Genomic DNA, 19619 nt, shown 5'->3' with positions numbered 1-19619 from the left:
GGTTAGCAAGCATATGTCGAATGACGACAAGGTCCTCGACTACCTGAAGCGCCTGACCGCGGATCTGCGGCAGACCAAGCAACGGCTTCGCGAGGTCGAGGAGAAGGCCGGCGAGCCGATCGCGATCGTCGGCATGAGCTGCCGTTTCCCCGGTGGTGTGGAGTCTCCCGAGGACCTGTGGCGGCTGCTGGCCGAAGGCGGGGACGCGGTGGCGGAGTTCCCGGCCGACCGTGGCTGGGACGTGGAGTCGCTGTACGACCCGGACCCCGAGCACTCGGGCACCACGTACAGCCGCAAGGGCGCGTTCCTCGACCGTGTGGCGGAGTTCGACTCGGGTTTCTTCGGGATCTCGCCGCGCGAGGCGTTGGCGATGGATCCGCAGCAGCGGCTGCTGCTGGAGACCTCCTGGGAGGTGTTCGAGCGGGCGGGCATCGACCCCAACTCGTTACGGGGCAGCCGGTCCGGTGTGTTTGTCGGTACCAACGGCCAGGACTACGCGGCGCTGTTGAGGGCCCTGCCGGAGAGCGTCGAGGGGTACGCGGGTACCGGTATCTCGGCGAGTGTCATCTCCGGCCGGCTGTCCTACACGTTCGGCCTTGAAGGCCCCGCGCTCACCGTGGACACGGCGTGCTCGTCGTCGCTTGTCGCGCTGCATCTGGCGGCGCAGGCGCTGCACAAGGGCGAGTGTGAGCTGGCCCTCGTCGGCGGTGTGACGGTGATGACGACGCCGGGCTCGTTCGTGGAGTTCAGCCGCCAGCGCGGGCTGTCGGTGGACGGGCGCTGCAAGGCGTTCTCGGACAGCGCCGATGGCACCGGTTGGGGTGAGGGTGTCGGCATGCTGCTCGTGGAGCGGTTATCGGATGCCCAGCGGAACGGGCACCGTGTGCTTGCTGTGGTGCGGGGTTCGGCGGTGAACCAGGACGGTGCGTCGAACGGTCTCACCGCGCCGAACGGTCCGTCGCAGCAGCGGGTGATCCGGCAGGCGCTGGCCAGTGCGGGGCTGGCGCCGTCCGAGGTGGACGCGGTCGAGGCGCATGGCACGGGTACGACGCTGGGTGACCCGATCGAGGCGCAGGCGCTGTTGGCGACGTACGGGCAGGACCGGCCCGAGGGCCGGCCGTTGTGGCTGGGGTCGTTGAAGTCGAACATCGGCCACACCCAGGCCGCGGCCGGTGTCGCGGGCGTCATCAAGATGGTGATGGCGCTGCGGCACGGTGTGCTGCCGCGGACGCTGCATGTCACCGAGCCCTCGTCGCACGTGGACTGGTCCGCCGGTGCCGTGGAGCTGCTGACGGAGGCCCGGCCCTGGCCGGAGACGGGGCAGCCCTGGCGGGCCGGTGTGTCGTCGTTCGGAGTGAGTGGCACCAACGCGCACACCATCATCGAGCAGGCCCCCGTGGTGGAGCGGGATGAAGCCCCGGAGCCGGTACGTGACAGCCTCGGCCCGGTGCCATGGGTGCTGTCGGCGCGCGGCGAGGATGCCCTGCGTGGTCAGGCCGAGCGTCTGATGTCGATGGTGGATGACCGGGCCCTCGCGGATGACCGGGCCCTTGTTGATGTCGGCTACTCGCTCGTGGCGTCCCGGGCGACGTTGGACCACCGCGCGGTGGTGGTCGCGGGTGACCGGGCCGAGTTCCTGGACGCTTTGGCCGCCGTGGCCGAAGGCCGGTCGACCGGCGCGGTGGTCAGCGGAGTCGCTGATAACCCCGGTCAGCTGGGTTTCCTGTTCTCGGGTCAGGGGTCGCAGCGGCTGGGGATGGGGCGTGAGTTGGCGGGGCGGTTCCCGGTGTTCGCGGAGGCGCTTGACGGGGTGCTGGGTGAGTTTGATCCGGTGGTGCGTGAGGTGGTGTTCGGTGAGGACGCGGAGGCGTTGGATGGGACGGGGGTGACGCAGCCGGCGTTGTTCGCGGTGGAGGTGGCGTTGTTCCGGTTGTTGGAGTCGTGGGGTGTCCGGCCGGATGTGGTGGCGGGTCATTCGATTGGTGAGTTGGCGGCGGCGTATGTGGCGGGTGTGTGGTCGTTGGCTGATGCGGTGAGGGTGGTGTCGGCTCGTGGTGCGTTGATGCAGGCGTTGCCGTTGGGTGGTGCGATGGTGGCGGTGGGGGCGTCGGAGGCGGAGGTCGCGGCTGAGTTGCCGGATGGTGTGGGTATCGCGGCGGTGAATGGGCTGAACTCGGTGGTGGTTTCGGGTGTGGCCGCTGGTGTGGAGGTGGTGGCGGAGCTGTGGCGTGAGGCGGGGCGGAAGGTGTCGCGTCTGCGGGTGAGTCATGCGTTCCACTCGCCGTTGATGGATCCGATGCTGGATGAGTTCCGGCGGGTGCTGGAGGGGGTGTCGTTCGAGGCGCCGTCTATTCCGGTTGTGTCGACGCTGACGGGCCGGTTGGCGACGGCCGAGGAGTTGGGTTCGCCGGAGTACTGGGTGCGGCATGTGCGTGAGTCGGTGCGGTTCCACGACGCGGTCGTGACGCTGCGCGAGCAGGGTGCCGGTGTGTTCGTCGAGATCGGGCCGGGCGGGACGCTGTCCGCCCTCGGTCTCGGCAGCGCGCCCGACGCGGCGTTTCTGCCCGCGCTGCGGACGGACAGACCCGAGGAGATCGCTCTCGTCACCACGGTCGCCGCACTGCACACGCAGGGCGTGGCGGTTGACTGGACCGCTTACTTCGCGGGCAGCGGCGCGCGGCAAATCGACCTGCCGACCTACGCGTTCCAGCGTGAGCGCTACTGGCTGGACGCTCCGTCCGTCGACGAGGGCGTTGAGCGTATGTCGCCCGTGGAGGCGCGGTTCTGGGAGGTCGTGGAGGACGGTGACCACGCTGATCTCGCGCGTACGCTCGACGTGTCGTCGGACGATCCGCTGAGTGCCGTACTGCCCCGGCTGTCCGCGTGGCGCAAGGAACAGCAGGGCCGAACCGCTGTGGACGGTTGGCGTTACCGGATCGACTGGCGGCCGGTGGCGGCCGGGAGCCGGCAACTGGACGGTGTCTGGCTGGTGGTCGCGCCGGCCGGTGGGGACCGCGCCGAGGTGGTTGGTGACGCGCTGGTCCGTAACGGTGCGGATGTGCATGTCCTTTACGTGGATCCGGAGGCGGTCGATTGGGCGGAGCGGCTGGCTGATCTGCCTGTTCTGAGTGGTGTGGTCTCTCTGTTGGGACTCGCGGACGCGGGTGGGTCGGTTGTGCCTGTGGGTGTCGCGGCCACGGTCGGTCTGCTGCGGGCGTTGGGTGACGCGGGTGTGTCCGCGCCGTTGTGGTGTCTGACGTCGGGTGCGGTGTCGGTGGGTGCGGGTGACGCCGTCGCTGGGTTCGAGCAGTCGATGGTGTGGGGTCTGGGCCGGGTGGCGGCGTTGGAGCACCCCGGCCGCTGGGGCGGCCTGGTCGACCTGCCCGAGGTGCTGGATGACACGACCGCTGACCTCCTTGTCTGTGCTCTGGCCGGAACGACGACCGGCGAGGACCAGATCGCCTTGCGTGGCGGGGAGGTTCTTGGCCGGAGGCTGGTGCCCGCGCCGCTGGGCGAGATCTCCGGCGAGGGCTGGTCGCCGCGCGGCACGGTCCTGGTCACCGGCGGCACCGGTGCCCTCGGTGCGCACGTTGCCAGGTGGCTGGTGGCGAAGGGGGCCGAGCACCTGCTGCTGACCAGCAGGCGCGGGCTGGCGGCCGATGGCGCCGAGGAGCTGCGTGCCGAACTGACCACGCTCGGTGCCCACGTCACGATCGCGGCCTGTGACGCCGCCGACCGGGACGCGCTGGCAGACGTGCTCGCCTCGGTGCCCGCCGAGTTCCCGCTCACCGCGGTCGTGCATGCGGCGGGCATCGAGCGCTCGACACCCCTTGCCGACATAGATCCGACCGACCTCGCCGAGTTCGGCGAGGTGATGGCGGCCAAGGTCGTCGGCGCGCGGAACCTGCACGAACTGCTGGGCGACACGCCGTTGGACGCGTTCGTGCTGTTCTCGTCGATCGCCGGTGTGTGGGGCAGCGGTGGGCAGAGCGCGTACGCGGCCGCCAATGCCTACCTGGACGCCTTGGCGGAGCACCGCAGGGCGGCGGGTCTGCCCGCCACGGCCGTCGCGTGGGGTCCGTGGGGCGATGGTGGCATGGTCGCGGACGCCGGGCAGGACGTGGCAGCCCAGTTGCGGCGCAGGGGCCTGACCACGATGGCTCCGGCTGTGGCGATCGCGGGTCTGGCCACGGCTCTGGAGTGTGGTGACGGGAACGTTGTCGTCGCGGATGTCGACTGGGAGCGGTTCGCGGGCACCTTCATGTCGCAGCGGCCGAGCGCGCTGCTGGGTGAACTGCCGCAGGTCCGTGCGGCGTTCGAGGTCGCTCCCGTGGAGCAGGGGGTGTCGGCTCTCGCGGGGCGGCTCGCCGGTTTGGATGTGGGGGAGCAGGAGCGGCAGCTGACCGAGCTGGTCCGGTATGAGGCTGCCGCGGTGCTGGGCCATGTGTCGGGTGAGGCGTTCTCCGCGACGCGTGCGTTCAGGGAGCTCGGGTTTGACTCGCTGACGGCGATGGAGCTGCGGGGCCGGCTGAGCGAGGCCACCGGTGTCGCCCTGCCCGCGACCGTGGTGTTCGACTATCCGACGGCCGCCGCGCTCGCGGCTTTTCTGCGTGTTGAGTTGTCGGGTGCGGAGGCGGCTGTCCCCGCGGCTGCGGTCGCTGTGTCGGGTGTGGCGGATGAGCCGGTCGCGATTGTGGCGATGGCGTGCCGGTTCCCGGGTGGTGTGTCGAGCCCGGAGGATCTGTGGGACGTGCTCCTGTCGGGTGGGGACGCGGTGGCGGAGTTCCCGGCCGACCGTGGCTGGGACGTGGAGGCGCTCTACGACCCGGATCCGGCGGGTGTCGGTACGTCGTACAGCCGCATGGGTGCCTTCCTCGACCGTGTCGCGGACTTCGACTCGGACTTCTTCGGGATCTCGCCGCGTGAGGCGTTGGCGATGGATCCGCAGCAGCGGCTGCTGCTGGAGACCTCCTGGGAACTGCTCGAACGGGCCGGGGTCGACCCGGCGTCGCTGCGCGGTGAACGCGTCGGCGTGTTCGTGGGGTCGAACATGCAGGACTACGGGATGGTCCTGGACGGCGCCGCCGAAGACGTGGGCGGTTACGCGGCGACCGGCACCGCGTCCAGCGTGGCTTCCGGCCGGCTGTCCTACACGTTCGGCTTCGAAGGTCCCGCGGTGACGGTGGACACCGCGTGCTCGTCATCGCTGGTGGCACTGCACCTGGCGGTGCAGGCCCTGCGGTCGGGCGAGTGCTCGCTCGCGCTGGCGGGTGGCGTCACCGTGATGTCCACGCCGGGTGCGTTCATCGAGTTCAGCCGCCAGCGCGGGCTGTCGGTGGACGGCCGCTGCAAGGCGTTCTCCGCTGACGCGGACGGTACCGGGTGGGGTGAGGGTGTCGGCATGCTGTTCGTGGAGCGGCTGTCGGACGCGCAGCGCAACGGGCATGAGGTGCTTGCTGTTGTGCGGGGTTCGGCGGTGAACCAGGACGGTGCGTCGAATGGTCTGACGGCGCCGAACGGTCCGTCGCAGCAGCGGGTGATTCGTCAGGCGCTGGCGAGCGCGGGCCTTTCCCCGTCGGATGTGGATGCCGTCGAGGCGCATGGCACCGGCACCACGCTCGGCGATCCGATCGAGGCGCAGGCGCTGTTGGCGACGTACGGGCAGGACCGGCCCGAGGGCCGGCCGCTGTGGCTGGGGTCGTTGAAGTCGAACATCGGCCACACCCAGGCCGCGGCCGGTGTCGCGGGCGTCATCAAGATGGTGATGGCGATGCGGCACGGTGTGCTGCCGCGCACCCTGCACGTGAACGAGCCGTCGCCGCACGTGGACTGGTCCGCGGGCACGGTCGAGCTCCTGACGGAGGCACGTCCGTGGCCGGAGACCGGTGGGTCGTGGCGGGCCGGTGTGTCGTCGTTCGGGTTCAGCGGGACGAACGCGCACACCATCATCGAGCAGGCCCCCGTGGTGGAGCGGGAGGAAGCCCCGGAGCCGGTACGTGACGGCCTCGGCCCGGTGCCATGGGTGCTGTCGGCGGGCGGCGAGGGTGCTCTGCGTGGCCAGGCCGAGCGCCTGATGTCGATCGTGGACGAGCACACGCTTGTCGATGTCGGGTACTCGCTCGCGACGTCGCGGTCGGCGTTGGATCACCGCGCGGTGGTGGTCGCCGGTGACCGGACCGAGTTCCTGGACGCATTGACGTCCGTGGCCGAAGGCCGGTCGACCGGCGCTGTGGTCAGCGGAGTCGCCGACGACCCCGGCCGGCTGGGTTTCCTGTTCTCCGGGCAGGGGTCGCAGCGGCTCGGAATGGGTCGTGAACTGTCCGAGCGTTTCCCGGTGTTCTCGGACGCCCTGGACGCTGTGCTGGGCGAGTTCGACCCTGCGGTACGGGAGGTCCTGTTCGGCGAGGATGCCGAGGCGCTGAATGAGACGGGGGTAACGCAGCCGGCGCTGTTCGCGGTCGAGGTGGCGTTGTTCCGGTTGCTGGAGTCGTGGGGTGTCCGGCCGGACATGCTGGCGGGTCATTCGATCGGTGAGCTGGCGGCTGCCCATGTGGCGGGTGTGTGGTCGTTGGCCGATGCGGTCAGGGTGGTGTCGGCTCGTGGTGCGTTGATGCAGGCGCTGCCCGGGGGCGGTGCGATGGTGGCGATCCAGGCGACCGAGGCGGAGGTCGCGCCGGAGCTGCCTGACACCGTGGGTATCGCGGCGGTGAACGGTCCGCACTCGGTGGTGGTTTCGGGTGTTGCCGCCGATGTGGAGGCGGTCGCGGAGCGGTGGCGCGAGGCGGGGCGGAAGGTTTCTCGTCTGCGGGTGAGTCACGCGTTCCACTCGCCGTTGATGGACCCGATGCTGAACGAGTTCCGCCGGGTACTGGAGGGTGTGTCGTTCGAGGCGCCGTCCATTCCGATCGTGTCGACGCTGACCGGTGTGCGGGCGACGGCCGAGGAGTTGGGTTCGCCGGAGTACTGGGTGCGGCACGTACGGGAGTCGGTGCGGTTCGCGGACGCCGTCGGGACGCTGGTGGCCGAGGGTGTGGCGACGTTCGTGGAGGTCGGGCCGGGCGGGACGCTGTCGGCGCTGGGCCAGGAGTCCGCGCCGGAGGCGACGTTCGTACCGGCGCTGCGGGCGGATCGGCCGGAGGCCGTGGCCGCCACGACGGCCGCGGGACAGCTGCACGTACGCGGTGTCCGGGTGGAGTGGGAGGCGTTCTTCACCGGTCGCGGCGCGCGGCGGGTGGACCTGCCCACCTACGCGTTCCAGCGGGAGCGCTACTGGCCTGACATGCTGCCGGCGATCGGCGATGTCGCGGCGGTCGGACTCGGTTCGACGGAGCATCCGTTGTTGGGTGCGACGGTCGCCGTGGGAGGCACGGATGGTGTGCTGCTCACCGGTCGCCTGTCGGTTCAGTCCCATCCGTGGCTGGCCGACTACGCAGTCCAGGGTTCGGTTCTGCTGCCCGGTACGGCTTTCCTTGAGTTGGCGATCCGAGCGGGTGACCAGGTCGGGTGTGACCTGGTGGAGGAACTGACGCTGGAGGCACCCCTCGTCCTGGCCGAGAACGGTTCGGCGCGGATGCAGGTGTGGGTCGGCGCGGCGGACGAGTCGGGCCGGCGTGAGCTGGCCTTCTACTCCAGCGCGGGTGAGACCGACGACGGCCGTTCGTGGACCCGGCACGCCATCGGTGTGCTGCGCGCGGGAGGCGGCTCCGGTGGGGCTTCTCTGGTCGAGTGGCCGCCCGTCGGCGCGGAGGCCGTGGACCTGGACGGGGCCCACGACCGGCTGACGGAGCTGGGCTTCGGCTACGGGCCGGTGTTCCAGGGGCTGCGGGCCGCGTGGCGCAGTGAGGAGGAGGTGTTCGCCGAGGTCGCGCTGCCCGAGGGTGTGGGCGTGGACGGATTCGGTCTGCACCCGGCGCTGCTGGATACGGCGCTGCATGTCATTGGGCTGACGGGCGACGCTGACGCTCCCGGCAGGTTGCCGTCCGCGTGGTCGGGTGTGCGACTGCACGCCTCGGGCGCGACGGTGCTGCGGGTGCGGTTGGCGCCCGTGGGGTCGGACGGGATGTCGTTGGCGGTCGCGGACGGGGCGGGTGCCCCGGTGGCCACAATCGACTCGCTGGTGCTGAGCCCGGTGTCGGAGACACTGGCGCGGCAGGATTCGGAGTCGCTGTTCGGCGTTGACTGGGCGTCGGTTCCCCTGCCCGACGGCGACGCTCCGACGACCGAGTGGACCGACCTGGAGACACTGACGAGCTCCGCCGAGCTGCCCGACTTCGTCGTCCTGCCGTGCCCGGTCATCGCCGCTTCCGACACCGTCACCGGCGCGCATGAGGCCGCGCACTGGGCGCTGAACGCGGTCCGGACCTGGCTTGCCGATGAACGGTTCGACGCGGCGCGCCTGGCCGTCGTGACCAGCGGCGCGATCGCCACTGGGCCCGATGAGGCGGTGCGCAATCTCGCGCAGGCCGCGGTGTGGGGTCTGGTGCGGTCGGCCCAGTCGGAGAATCCGGACCGGATCGTGCTGGTGGACCTCGACGACGAAGTGGCCTCGCTCGACGCGTTGCCGTCCGCGTTGGCCACCGGTGAACCGCAGTTGGCGGTCCGCTCCGGCGCCGTCAGCGCGCCTCGCCTTGCGAAGGTTCGGCGGTCCGTGGTGGATGACCCCGGTTTTGGTTCGGGTGCGGTGCTGGTCACGGGTGCGACGGGCACGCTGGGCGGCCTGGTCGCCCGCCATCTCGTGGCGGAGCGGGGTGTGCGGAGTCTGCTGCTGGTCAGCAGGCGTGGCGCGGCGGCCGAGGGTGCCGGGGAGCTGCGTGACGAACTGGTCGCGCAGGGTGCCGAGGTGGTGTTCGCGGCGTGTGACGTGGCCGACCGGAAGGCCATCGCGGGCCTGCTGGCCGAGCACCCGGTGACGGCTGTCGTGCACACCGCCGGTGTGCTGGACGACGGCACGATCGGTTCGTTGACCCCGGAGCGGATCGACGCCGTATTCCGGCCGAAGGTCGACGCGGCGTGGCATCTGCACGAGCTGACCCGTGATCTGGACCTGTCGGCGTTTGTGCTGTTCTCCTCGGTGGCCGGCACTCTCGGCGGTCCGGGCCAGGGCAACTACGCGGCGGCGAACACGTTCCTGGACGCGCTCGCGCAGCACCGCCGGGCCGCCGGCCTGCCCGCGACGTCGCTGGCCTGGGGCCTGTGGGCCGAGGCCAGCGGGATGACCGGCCAGCTCGACAAGACTGATGTGGAACGGATGAGCAGGGGCGGTCTGATCCCGCTCCGCTCGGCCGAGGGGCTCGCCCTGTTCGACGCGGCGGGTTCTACGGGGCGTGCCGTGCTGGCGCCGGTGCCTCTGGATCTGCCCGCGTTGCGCAAGCAGGCACGTTCCCAGCCGGTGCCGTACATGCTGCGGGGCCTGGTGCGCTCCACCGTGCGCGGGACCGCCGAGTCCGGGGCCGCCGTCAGGTCCGTGCTGGCGCGGTCGCTGGCGGGGCTCACCGAGGCCGAGCGGGAGAAAGCGCTGCTGGATCTCGTACTCGGCCATGTGGCTGTGGTCCTCGGCCACAGCTCGGCGCACGCCATCGCGCCCGACCGCGCGTTCAGGGAACTGGGCTTCGACTCGCTCAGCTCCGTCGAGTTGCGCAATCGGCTGGGCGTGGCCACCGAGCTGGCCCTGCCTGCCACGCTCGTCTTCGACTACCCGACTCCCGCTGTTCTCGCGGCGCACCTCGGAGCCGAGCTGCTGGGTGTGGTGCTCGATGCCGCGGCCCACGATGCCGCCGCGGCCGTGAGCGACGAACCGATCGTGATCGTCGGTATGAGCTGCCGGTTCCCCGGTGGGGTCGAGTCGCCGGAGGATCTGTGGCGTCTCGTCGAGTCCGGTGTGGACGCGGTGTCCGGATTCCCCGCAGACCGGGGATGGGACCTGGACTCGCTGTATGACCCGGACCCCGAGCACTCGGGCACCAGCTACGCGCGAGAAGGCGCCTTCCTGGCCGACGTGGCGGAGTTCGACCCGGGATTCTTCGGGATCTCGCCGCGCGAGGCGCTGGCGATGGATCCGCAGCAGCGGCTGCTGCTGGAGACCTCCTGGGAGGTCTTCGAGCGGGCGGGCATCGACCCGGACTCGTTGCGGGGCAGCCGGTCCGGAGTCTTTGTCGGTACCAATGGCCAGGACTACGCGGCGTTGTTGATGGCCGCGCCGGAGAGTGTCGAGGGGTACGCGGGTACCGGTCTCTCGGCGAGCGTCATCTCCGGCCGGCTGTCCTACACGTTCGGCCTTGAAGGCCCTGCGGTGACGGTGGACACGGCGTGCTCGTCGTCGCTCGTCGCGCTGCATCTGGCCGCGCAGGCGCTGCACAAGGGCGAGTGTGAGCTGGCGCTCGTCGGCGGTGTGACGGTGATGTCGACACCGGGATCGTTCGTGGAGTTCAGCAGGCAGCGTGGCCTGGCTCCGGACGGTCGGTGCAAGGCGTTCTCCGACAGTGCCGATGGCACCGGTTGGGGTGAGGGTGTCGGCATGCTGCTCGTCGAGCGGCTGTCGGACGCCCGCCGCAACGGTCACCAGGTGCTTGCGGTGGTGCGGGGCTCTGCGGTGAACCAGGACGGTGCGTCGAATGGTCTGACGGCGCCGAACGGTCCGTCGCAGCAGCGGGTCATCCGTCAGGCGCTGGCCAGTGCGGGCCTGTCCCCGTCGGATGTGGACGCGGTGGAGGCGCACGGTACCGGTACGACGCTGGGTGACCCGATCGAGGCGCAGGCACTGCTGGCCACCTACGGGCAGGACCGTGCCGACGAGCCGTTGTGGCTCGGGTCGATCAAGTCGAACATCGGTCACACGCAGGCCGCCGCGGGTGTGGCCGGTGTGATCAAGATGGTGATGGCGATGCGGCACGGTGTGCTGCCCCGCACCCTGCATGTGGACGAACCGTCGTCGCACGTGAACTGGTCGGCCGGCGCCGTCGAGCTGTTGACGGAGACTCGGCCGTGGCCGCAGACCGGTCAGCCGTGGCGGGCAGGCGTCTCATCGTTCGGTGTCAGTGGCACGAACGCGCACGCCATCATCGAGCAGGCCCCCGTGATCGAGCGGGAGGAAGCTCCGGAGCCTGTGCGTGACGACCTCGACCTGGTGCCGTGGGTGCTGTCGGCGCGCGACGAGGCCGCCCTGCGGGGCCAGGCCGACCGGCTGATGTCCATGGCGATGGTGGACGAGCACGCGGTTGCCGATGTCGGCTACTCGCTCGCGACATCACGGACGGCGTTGGACCACCGTGCGGTGATTGTGGCCGCGGACCGTTCCGAGTTCCTGTCGGCTCTCGCCGCTCTCGTTGAGGGGCGGGACGGGCCGGGTGCGGTGGTGGGTGAAGCGGCATCGCACCGGGTGGGTTTCCTGTTCTCGGGTCAGGGGTCGCAGCGGCTGGGGATGGGGCGTGAACTGTCCGAGCGTTTCCCGGTGTTCGCCGAAGCTCTGGACGCTGTGCTGCGCGAGTTCGATCCTGCGGTACGGGAGGTCCTGTTCGGTGAGGATGCCGAGGCGCTGAATGAGACGGGGGTGACGCAGCCGGCGTTGTTCGCGGTTGAGGTGGCGCTGTTCCGGCTGCTGGAGTCGTGGGGTGTCCGGCCGGACATGCTGGCGGGCCATTCGATCGGTGAGCTGGCCGCTGCCCACGTGTCCGGCGTGTGGTCGTTGGCCGACGCGGTCAAGGTGGTGTCGGCGCGGGGTGCGCTGATGCAGGCGCTGCCCGAGGGCGGTGCGATGGTGGCGATCCAGGCGACCGAGGCCGAAGTCGCGCCGGACCTGCCCGACACCGTGGGTATCGCGGCGGTCAACGGCCCGAACTCGGTGGTGGTTTCGGGTGTCGCCGCCGATGTGGACGTGATGGCGGAGCTGTGGCGTGAGGCGGGTCGTAAGGTGACCCGGCTCCGTGTCAGCCACGCGTTCCACTCGCCGTTGATGGACCCGATGCTCGATGAGTTCCGCGCGGTGCTGGAGTGCGTGTCGTTCGAGGCGCCCACGATCCCGATCGTGTCGACGCTGACCGGTGTGCGGGCGACGGCCGAGGAGTTGGGTTCGCCTGACTACTGGGTGCGCCATGTACGGGAGTCGGTGCGGTTCGCCGACGCCGTCGGGACGCTGGTGGCCGAGGGCATGACCACGTTCGTCGAGGTCGGGCCCGGCGGGACGCTGTCGGCACTGGGCCAGGAGTCAGCGCCCGACGCGGTCTTCGTACCGACGCTGCGGACGGATCGCCCGGAGGCCGTCGCCGCCACGACGGCCGCGGGACAGCTGTACGTACGTGGTGTCCGGGTGGAGTGGGAGGCGTTCTTTACCGGTCGCGGCGCGCGGCGGGTGGATCTGCCCACCTACGCCTTCCAGCGCGAGCGCTACTGGGTTGATGTGGTGCCGCTGGTCGGTGATGTCACGGCGGCCGGGCTCGGTGCGGCCGAGCACCCGTTGCTGGGTGCGACCACCGCTCTCGGTGGCACGGACGGTGTGCTGCTCACCGGCCGTCTGTCGGCCCAGACCCACCCCTGGCTGGCCGACTACGTGGTCCAGGGTTCGATTCTGTTGCCCGGTACGGCGTTCCTTGAGTTGGCGATCCGTGCCGGTGACCAGGTCGGCTGCGACCTGGTCGAGGAGCTGACGCTGGAGGCGCCGCTCGTCCTGCCCGAGAAGGGCACGGTGCGAGTGCAGGTGTGGGTCGGTGCCGAGGACGGGGCGGGCAGGCGTGAGCTGACGCTCCACTCCAGCGCGGGCGACGACGGCGTGTCGTGGACCCGGCACGCCGGCGGAGTGCTCCGTGCGGGCAGTCGGTCCGACGGTGTTTCCCTGGCCGAGTGGCCGCCCGCCGGTGCCGAGACAGTGGACCTGGACGGCTTCTACGACCGCTTGGCCGACGGCGGGTTCGGTTATGGCCCGGTGTTCCAGGGGGTGCGGGCCGCGTGGCGCAGTGGGGACGAGGTGTTCGCCGAGGTCGCACTGCCCGAGGGCGTAGGAGCCGACGGATTCGGTCTCCACCCGGCGCTGCTGGACGCGGCGCTGCACGCCATCGGCCTGTTGGACGATGATGCGGATGCTCCTGACACTCTGCCGTTCGCGTGGTCGGGCGTACGACTGCACGCCTCCGGGGCGGAGATGTTGCGGGTGCGGCTGTCGCCCGCGGAGTCGGACGGCATGTCGTTGGTGGTCGCGGACGGCACCGGCGCGCCGGTCGCCGAGATCGACTCGCTGCTGCTGCGCCCGCTGTCGGAGACGCTGACGCGGCAGGACTCGGAGTCGCTGTTCGCCGTCGACTGGGTGTCGGTTCCCCTGCTCGACGACGACGCTCCGACGACCGAGTGGGCCGAACTGGATGCCCTGGCCGAGCCGCTGTCCTCCGACTTCGTGGTCGTGTCGTGCCCGGTCGTCGCCGCGTCCGACACGGTCGATGGCGCGCACGAGGCGGCGCACTGGGCGCTCGACACAATTCAAACCTGGCTGACGGACGAGCGGTTCGACGCGGCCCGCCTGGTCGTGGTGACCGGCGGCGCGGTCGCCGTCTCGGACGACGAGGATGTACGGGACGTCGCGCAGGCCGCCGTGTGGGGCCTGGTGCGATCGGCCCAGTCGGAGAATCCGGACCGTATCGTGCTGGTCGACCTCGACGACGAGGCGGCCTCGCTCGACGCGTTGCCGTCCGCGTTGGCCACCGGCGAACCACAGTTGGCGGTCCGCTCCGAAGACATCCGGGTACCCCGCCTTGCCAGGGTTCGGCAGTCCGTGGTGGACGATCCCGGTTTCGGCTCGGGCGCGGTGTTGCTCACGGGTGCGACGGGCACGCTGGGCGGCCTGGTGGCCCGTCATCTCGTGGCGGAGCGGGGCGTACGGAGTCTGCTGCTGGTCAGCAGGCGTGGCGCTGCGGCCGAGGGTGCCGGGGAGCTGCGTGACGAACTGGTCGCGCAGGGTGCCGAGGTGGTGTTCGCGGCGTGTGACGTGGCCGATCGGGAGGCGGTGGCGGCGCTGCTGGCCGAGCACCGGGTGACGGCCGTCGTACACACCGCCGGTGTGCTGGACGACGGCACGATCGGGTCGTTGACCCCGGAGCGGATCGACACCGTGTTCCGGCCGAAGGTCGACGCGGCATGGAACCTCCACGAGCTGACCCGTGATCTGGACCTATCGGCGTTTGTGCTGTTCTCGTCGGTGGCGGGCACGTTGGGTGGTCCGGGCCAGGGCAACTACGCGGCGGCGAACACGTTCCTGGACGCGCTCGCGCAGCACCGCCGTACCCAGGGCCTGCCCGCGACATCGCTGGCGTGGGGCCTGTGGGCGGACACGGGCGGCATGGCCGGCAGCCTTGACGAGGCCGATGTGCGTCGGATGGCCAGGGGCGGTGTGATCCCGCTCCGCTCGGCCGAGGGCCTGGCGCTGTTCGACGCGGCGGGTTCGACGGGGCGTGCCGTGCTGGCGCCGGTGCCTCTGGATCTGCCCGCGTTGCGCAAGCAGGCACGTTCCCAGCCGGTGCCGCACATGCTCCGCGGCCTGGTGCGCTCCACCGCGCGCAGGACCGTCGAGTCCGCCGCTGTGGCCGGGTCGGCGTTCGCGCGGTCGCTGGCCGGGCTGACCGAGGCCGAGCGGGAGAAGGCGCTGCTGGACCTGGTACTGGACCATGTGGCCGTGGTGCTGGGGCACAGCTCGATGCAGGCCGTCGCCCCCGATCGCGCGTTCAAGGAGGTCGGCTTCGACTCGCTGACCGCCGTCGAGCTGCGTAACCGGCTGGGCGGCGCGACCGAACTGCGGCTGCCCGCCACGCTGATCTACGACTATCCGACCCCCGCGGCGCTCGCGGCACACCTCGGCGCCGAACTCGTGGGCGCACCCGTCGCGGCGACGATCACCCGCCCGGCCGCGGCCGTCCTCGACGAGCCGATCGCGATCGTCGCGATGAGCTGCCGGTTCCCCGGCGGGGTGAACTCGCCCGAGGACCTGTGGCGGCTCGTGCTGGACGGTGTCGACGCCATCGGCGAGTTCCCCGGCAACCGCGGCTGGGATCTGGCAAACCTGTACGACCCCGACCCGGATCACACCGGCACCTCGTACGCGCGTGAAGGCGGCTTCCTGTACAACGCCGACCTGTTCGACCCGGCGTTCTTCGGGATCTCGCCGCGTGAGGCACTGGCGATGGACCCGCAGCAGCGGCTGCTGCTCGAAACCTCCTGGGAGGCGTTCGAACGGGCCGGAATCGACCCGAATTCGGTGCGGGGGCGTGACATCGGCGTCTTCACCGGCTCGAACGTGCAGGACTACACCACGCTGCTGACGGCGAGTGAGGAGACCGTCGAAGGGCTGGTCGGCACGGGCAACGCGGCAAGTGTCGTGTCCGGTCGGGTCGCCTACGCGTTCGGTCTCGAAGGTCCCGCGGTGACGGTCGACACCGCGTGCTCGTCGTCGCTGGTGGCGCTGCACATGGCGGTGCAGGCGCTGCGCACGGGTGACTGCTCGATGGCGCTGGCGGGCGGCGTGACGGTGATGTCGACGCCGGGTTCGTTCATCGAGTTCAGCCGCCAGCGCGGACTGTCCACCGACGGTCGGTGCAGGCCGTTCTCGTCGGACGCGGACGGCACCGGCTGGGGCGAGGGCGTCGGAATGGTCGTGCTGGAGCGGCTGTCCGAAGCCCAGCGCAACGGGCACCAGGTGCTCGCCGTCGTGCGGGGGTCCGCGATCAACCAGGACGGTGCGTCGAACGGTCTCACCGCGCCCAACGGGCCTTCGCAACAGCGGGTGATCCGCCAGGCGCTCGCCGGCGCGGGTCTCACGTCGTCCGATGTGGACGCGGTCGAGGCACACGGCACCGGCACCACCCTCGGTGACCCGATCGAGGCGCAGGCGCTGCTCGCCACGTACGGCCAGGACCGTAGCGGTGAGCCGCTGTGGCTCGGGTCGCTGAAGTCCAACATCGGCCACACCCAGGGCGCGGCCGGTGTCGCGGGCATCATCAAGATGGTGATGGCGATGCGGCACGGCGTGCTGCCGAAGACGCTGCATGTCGCCGAGCCCACCCCGAAGGTCGACTGGTCGGCGGGCGATGTCGCGCTTCTCACCGAGGCCCGCTCCTGGCCGGACACCGACCGTCCGCGCCGTTTCGGTGTGTCGTCGTTCGGGTTCAGCGGCACCAACGCGCACGCCATCATCGAGCAGGCGCCGGTCACCGAGGCCGCCCCGCGGACGGCCGCGCCGGTCACGTCCCCGGTGCCGCTGCTGGTCTCGGCCAAGGACAACGACGCGCTACGGGCACAGGCCGACCGGCTGCGCGCGCATCTCGTGGCGCACCCCGAGCTGAGCCCGCTCGATGTCGCCGGCACGCTCGCCGTGGCGCGAACGGCCTTCGACAACAGGGCGGTTGTCGTCGGCCATGACCGCGACGGCCTGCTCGCCGGCCTCGCCGCGCTCGTCGAGGGGCCGACGGCGACGGCCCGCCGCGTCGAGTCGACCCGGGTGGCGATGGGGGTGACCCGGCCCGCGGGCAAGGTGGCGTTCGTGTTCCCCGGCCAGGGTGCGCAATGGCTGCACATGGGTGCGGCATTGGCGGAGTCGTCGCCGACGTTCCGGGCCTCGCTCGACGCGTGTGCCGACGCGCTCGCCCCGTACGTGGACTGGTCGCTGTACGACGTGCTGGCCGACGCGGCCGAGCTGGAGCGGGTCGATGTGGTGCAGCCCGCGCTGTGGGCGGTGATGGTGTCGCTCGCCGCGTTGTGGCGCTCCTACGGTGTGGAGCCCGACGCGGTGGTGGGGCACAGTCAGGGCGAGATCGCCGCCGCCTGTGTCGCGGGCGCGCTGTCGCTGGCCGACGCCGCCAAGGTGGTCGCGCTGCGCAGCAAGGCGATCCTGGCGCTGTCCGGCCAGGGCGGAATGGTGTCGCTGGCGGCGAAGGTCGACGACGTACGCGAGCGGATCGCCCGGTGGCACGGGCGGATCTCGGTCGCGGTGGTCAACGGCCCCGGCTCGGTCGTGGTGGCGGGCGATGTCGACGCGCTGGACGAGCTGATCGAGTTCTGCGCCGCCGACGATGTGCGGGCACGGCGGGTTCCGGTGGACTACGCGTCGCATTCACCGCACGTCGAGCGCATCCGGGAGGCGCTGGCGACCGAGCTGGCGGGGGTGGAGCCGACGCGGGCGAGCGTACCGATGCTGTCCACGGTCACCGGGGAGTGGCTGACCGGCACGGAAGTGGGCGCGGACTACTGGTATCAGAACCTGCGGAACACCGTGCGCTTCGAGGAGGCGACCCGCGGCCTGCTCGACTGGGGCGTCGGCGTGTTCGTGGAGTGCAGCGCGCACCCGGTGCTGACCTTCGGGGTGCGTGAGACGCTGGACGTGACCGGCGCGGAGGCCGTGGTCGTGGGCACGCTGCGCCGCGACGACGGTGATCTGGACCGGTTCCTGCTCTCCGCCGCCGAGGCATACGTGCGGGGCCTGCCGTTCGACTGGCGCGACGTGGTCGCCGAGGGGCGGCAGGTGGACCTGCCGACCTACGCCTTCCAGCACAAGCGGCTCTGGCCGAGCATGGCGGCGGCCCCCGCGGGCGATGTCACCGGAGCCGTCGACGCGCGGTTCTGGGCGGCCGTGGCGGACGGCGACCTCGGCGAACTGGCGGACGAGCTGGACGTATCCCTCGACGACCCGATCGGCGCGGTGCTGCCCCGTCTGGCGTCGTGGCGGCAGTCGCAGTCCGAGCACTCCGAGATCGACGGCTGGCGCTACCGCGTCACCTGGCTGCCGGTGCCCGAGCCCACCGCCGCGCTCACGGGTACCTGGCTGGTGGTCAGCAAGGACGGCGCCGGTGAGGAATCCGTCGCCGACGCGCTGACCCGGCACGGCGCGCGGGTGCTGCCGGTCCGGGCCGGAGAAGCGGTGGACCGGGACTCGCTGACGGCCCGGCTGGCGGTCGACGAGCCCGTCGCGGGCGTACTGTCGCTGTTCGCGCTGGACCCCGAACTGCCGTCGGGCGGTGTGTACGCGACCCTCGCCCTCGTCCAGGCGCTCGGCGACGCCGGTCTCGACGCTCCGCTGTGGTACGCGACGCGCGGCGGTGTCTCGGTCGGTCGCTCCGACACGCCCGTCAGCCCCGAACAGGCGATGGTGTGGGGGCTGGCCCGGTGCGCCGGGCGGGAACAGCCCGAGCGCTGGGGCGGTCTCGTCGACCTGCCCGAGGCGCTGGACGACCGTGCCGCCGCCCGTCTCGCTGGCGTCCTGTCCGGCACACGGGACGAGGACCAGGTCGCGCTCCGCGCCGGTGGCGTGTTCGCCCGCAGGCTGGTGCAGGCGCCCTCGGGGCACCTCGGCGACTGGGACCCCACAGGCACGGTGCTGGTCACCGGTGGCACCGGCGGGATCGGCGCGCATGTGGCCAGGTGGCTGGCCACGAAGGGCGCGGAGCATCTGCTGCTGGTGAGCAGGCGCGGGCCGGACGCCGACGGTGCGCAGGAGTTGCGTGCGGAGCTCACCGAGCTGGGCGCGCGTGTGACGATCGCCGCCTGTGATGTCGCCGACCGGGACGCGCTGGCGGAGCTGCTGGCGTCGATTCCGGAGGAGTTCCCGCTCACCGCGGTCATGCACACGGCGGGCGTCCTGGACGACGGCGTGCTGACCGCGCTCACCCCTGACCGGTTCGCCGCCGTGCTGCGGCCGAAGGTCGACGCCGCCGTCAACCTGGACGAACTGACAAGGGACCGGCAGCTGTCGGCGTTCGTGATGTTCTCCTCGATCTCGGGCACGTTCGGCGCGGTGGCGCAGGGCAGCTACGCGGCCTCCAACGCCTTCCTCGACGCCTTCGCCGAACGGCGTGTGGCGGCGGGCCTGGCCGGCAGCTCGGTCGCGTGGGGGCCGTGGGGCGGCGGCGGCATGGTCGGCGAGAAGCTCGGCGAGATTCTGCGCGGCCGGGGCACGGCCCCCTTCGAGCCGGAGTCGGCGATCGCCGCACTGGACAGGGCAGTTCGCCAGAGCGACCCGACGGTGCTGGTCGTGGCGGACATCGACTGGGACCTGTACGCGCCTTCGCTGCCGGCCTCGCTGCTGCGGGAACTGCCCGCCGCGCGACGGGCGGCCCCGGCTCCCGCCGAGGCGGCGCCGCTCGACCTGGCGGCCAGGCTGGCCACGATGTCCGGGCCGGACCGCGAGCGCGTCATGCTGGATCTGGTGCGCGAGCAGGTGGCCGCCGTCCTCAGCTACGAGAGCACCTCGCAGGTGGAACCCGGCCGGGCGTTCAAGGACCTCGGCTTCGACTCGCTCACCGCGGTCGAGTTCCGCAACGTCTTCAACTCGGCCACCGGGTTGAGCCTGCCCTCGACGCTCGTCTTCGACCATCCCAACCCGTCCGCGCTCGCCGCACACGTGCTTGACCAGATGCCGGGAATGGGGGCGCCGACCATCGACGCCGAGCTGGACCGCCTGGAGGCGACACTGTCCCTCCTGACGCCGGACGACCAGCGGAGCGCCGCCGTAGGCGACCGCCTTCGCACGCTGCTGACCAGGTGGGACGAAGCGCACACCCGCACGGAACCCGTCAACTCCGGACCGGACGCGCGCACCGCCACGGCGGACGAACTACTCGCGCTGCTCGACGAAGAACTCGGTAGGTCCTGAGCCA

General features: G+C 71.2%; 1 protein-coding gene. It reads left to right on the top strand.

Annotated features, from left to right (window positions below; translation table 11 throughout):
- Positions 1–13: 13 nt before the first annotated feature.
- A complete protein-coding gene (locus M1203_RS24815; protein WP_249951998.1) occupies positions 14–19615 on the top strand; it encodes a type I polyketide synthase in 19602 nt (6533 codons plus the stop codon).
- The last annotated feature ends 4 nt before the right edge of the window (positions 19616–19619 follow it).

It is taken from the genome of Streptomyces sp. 35G-GA-8 (assembly GCF_023534745.1).
Lineage (GTDB): Bacteria > Actinomycetota > Actinomycetes > Streptomycetales > Streptomycetaceae > Streptomyces.
The sequence above is the reverse complement of the archived record's forward strand: the minus strand, read 5'-3'. Positions and strand labels throughout refer to the sequence as shown.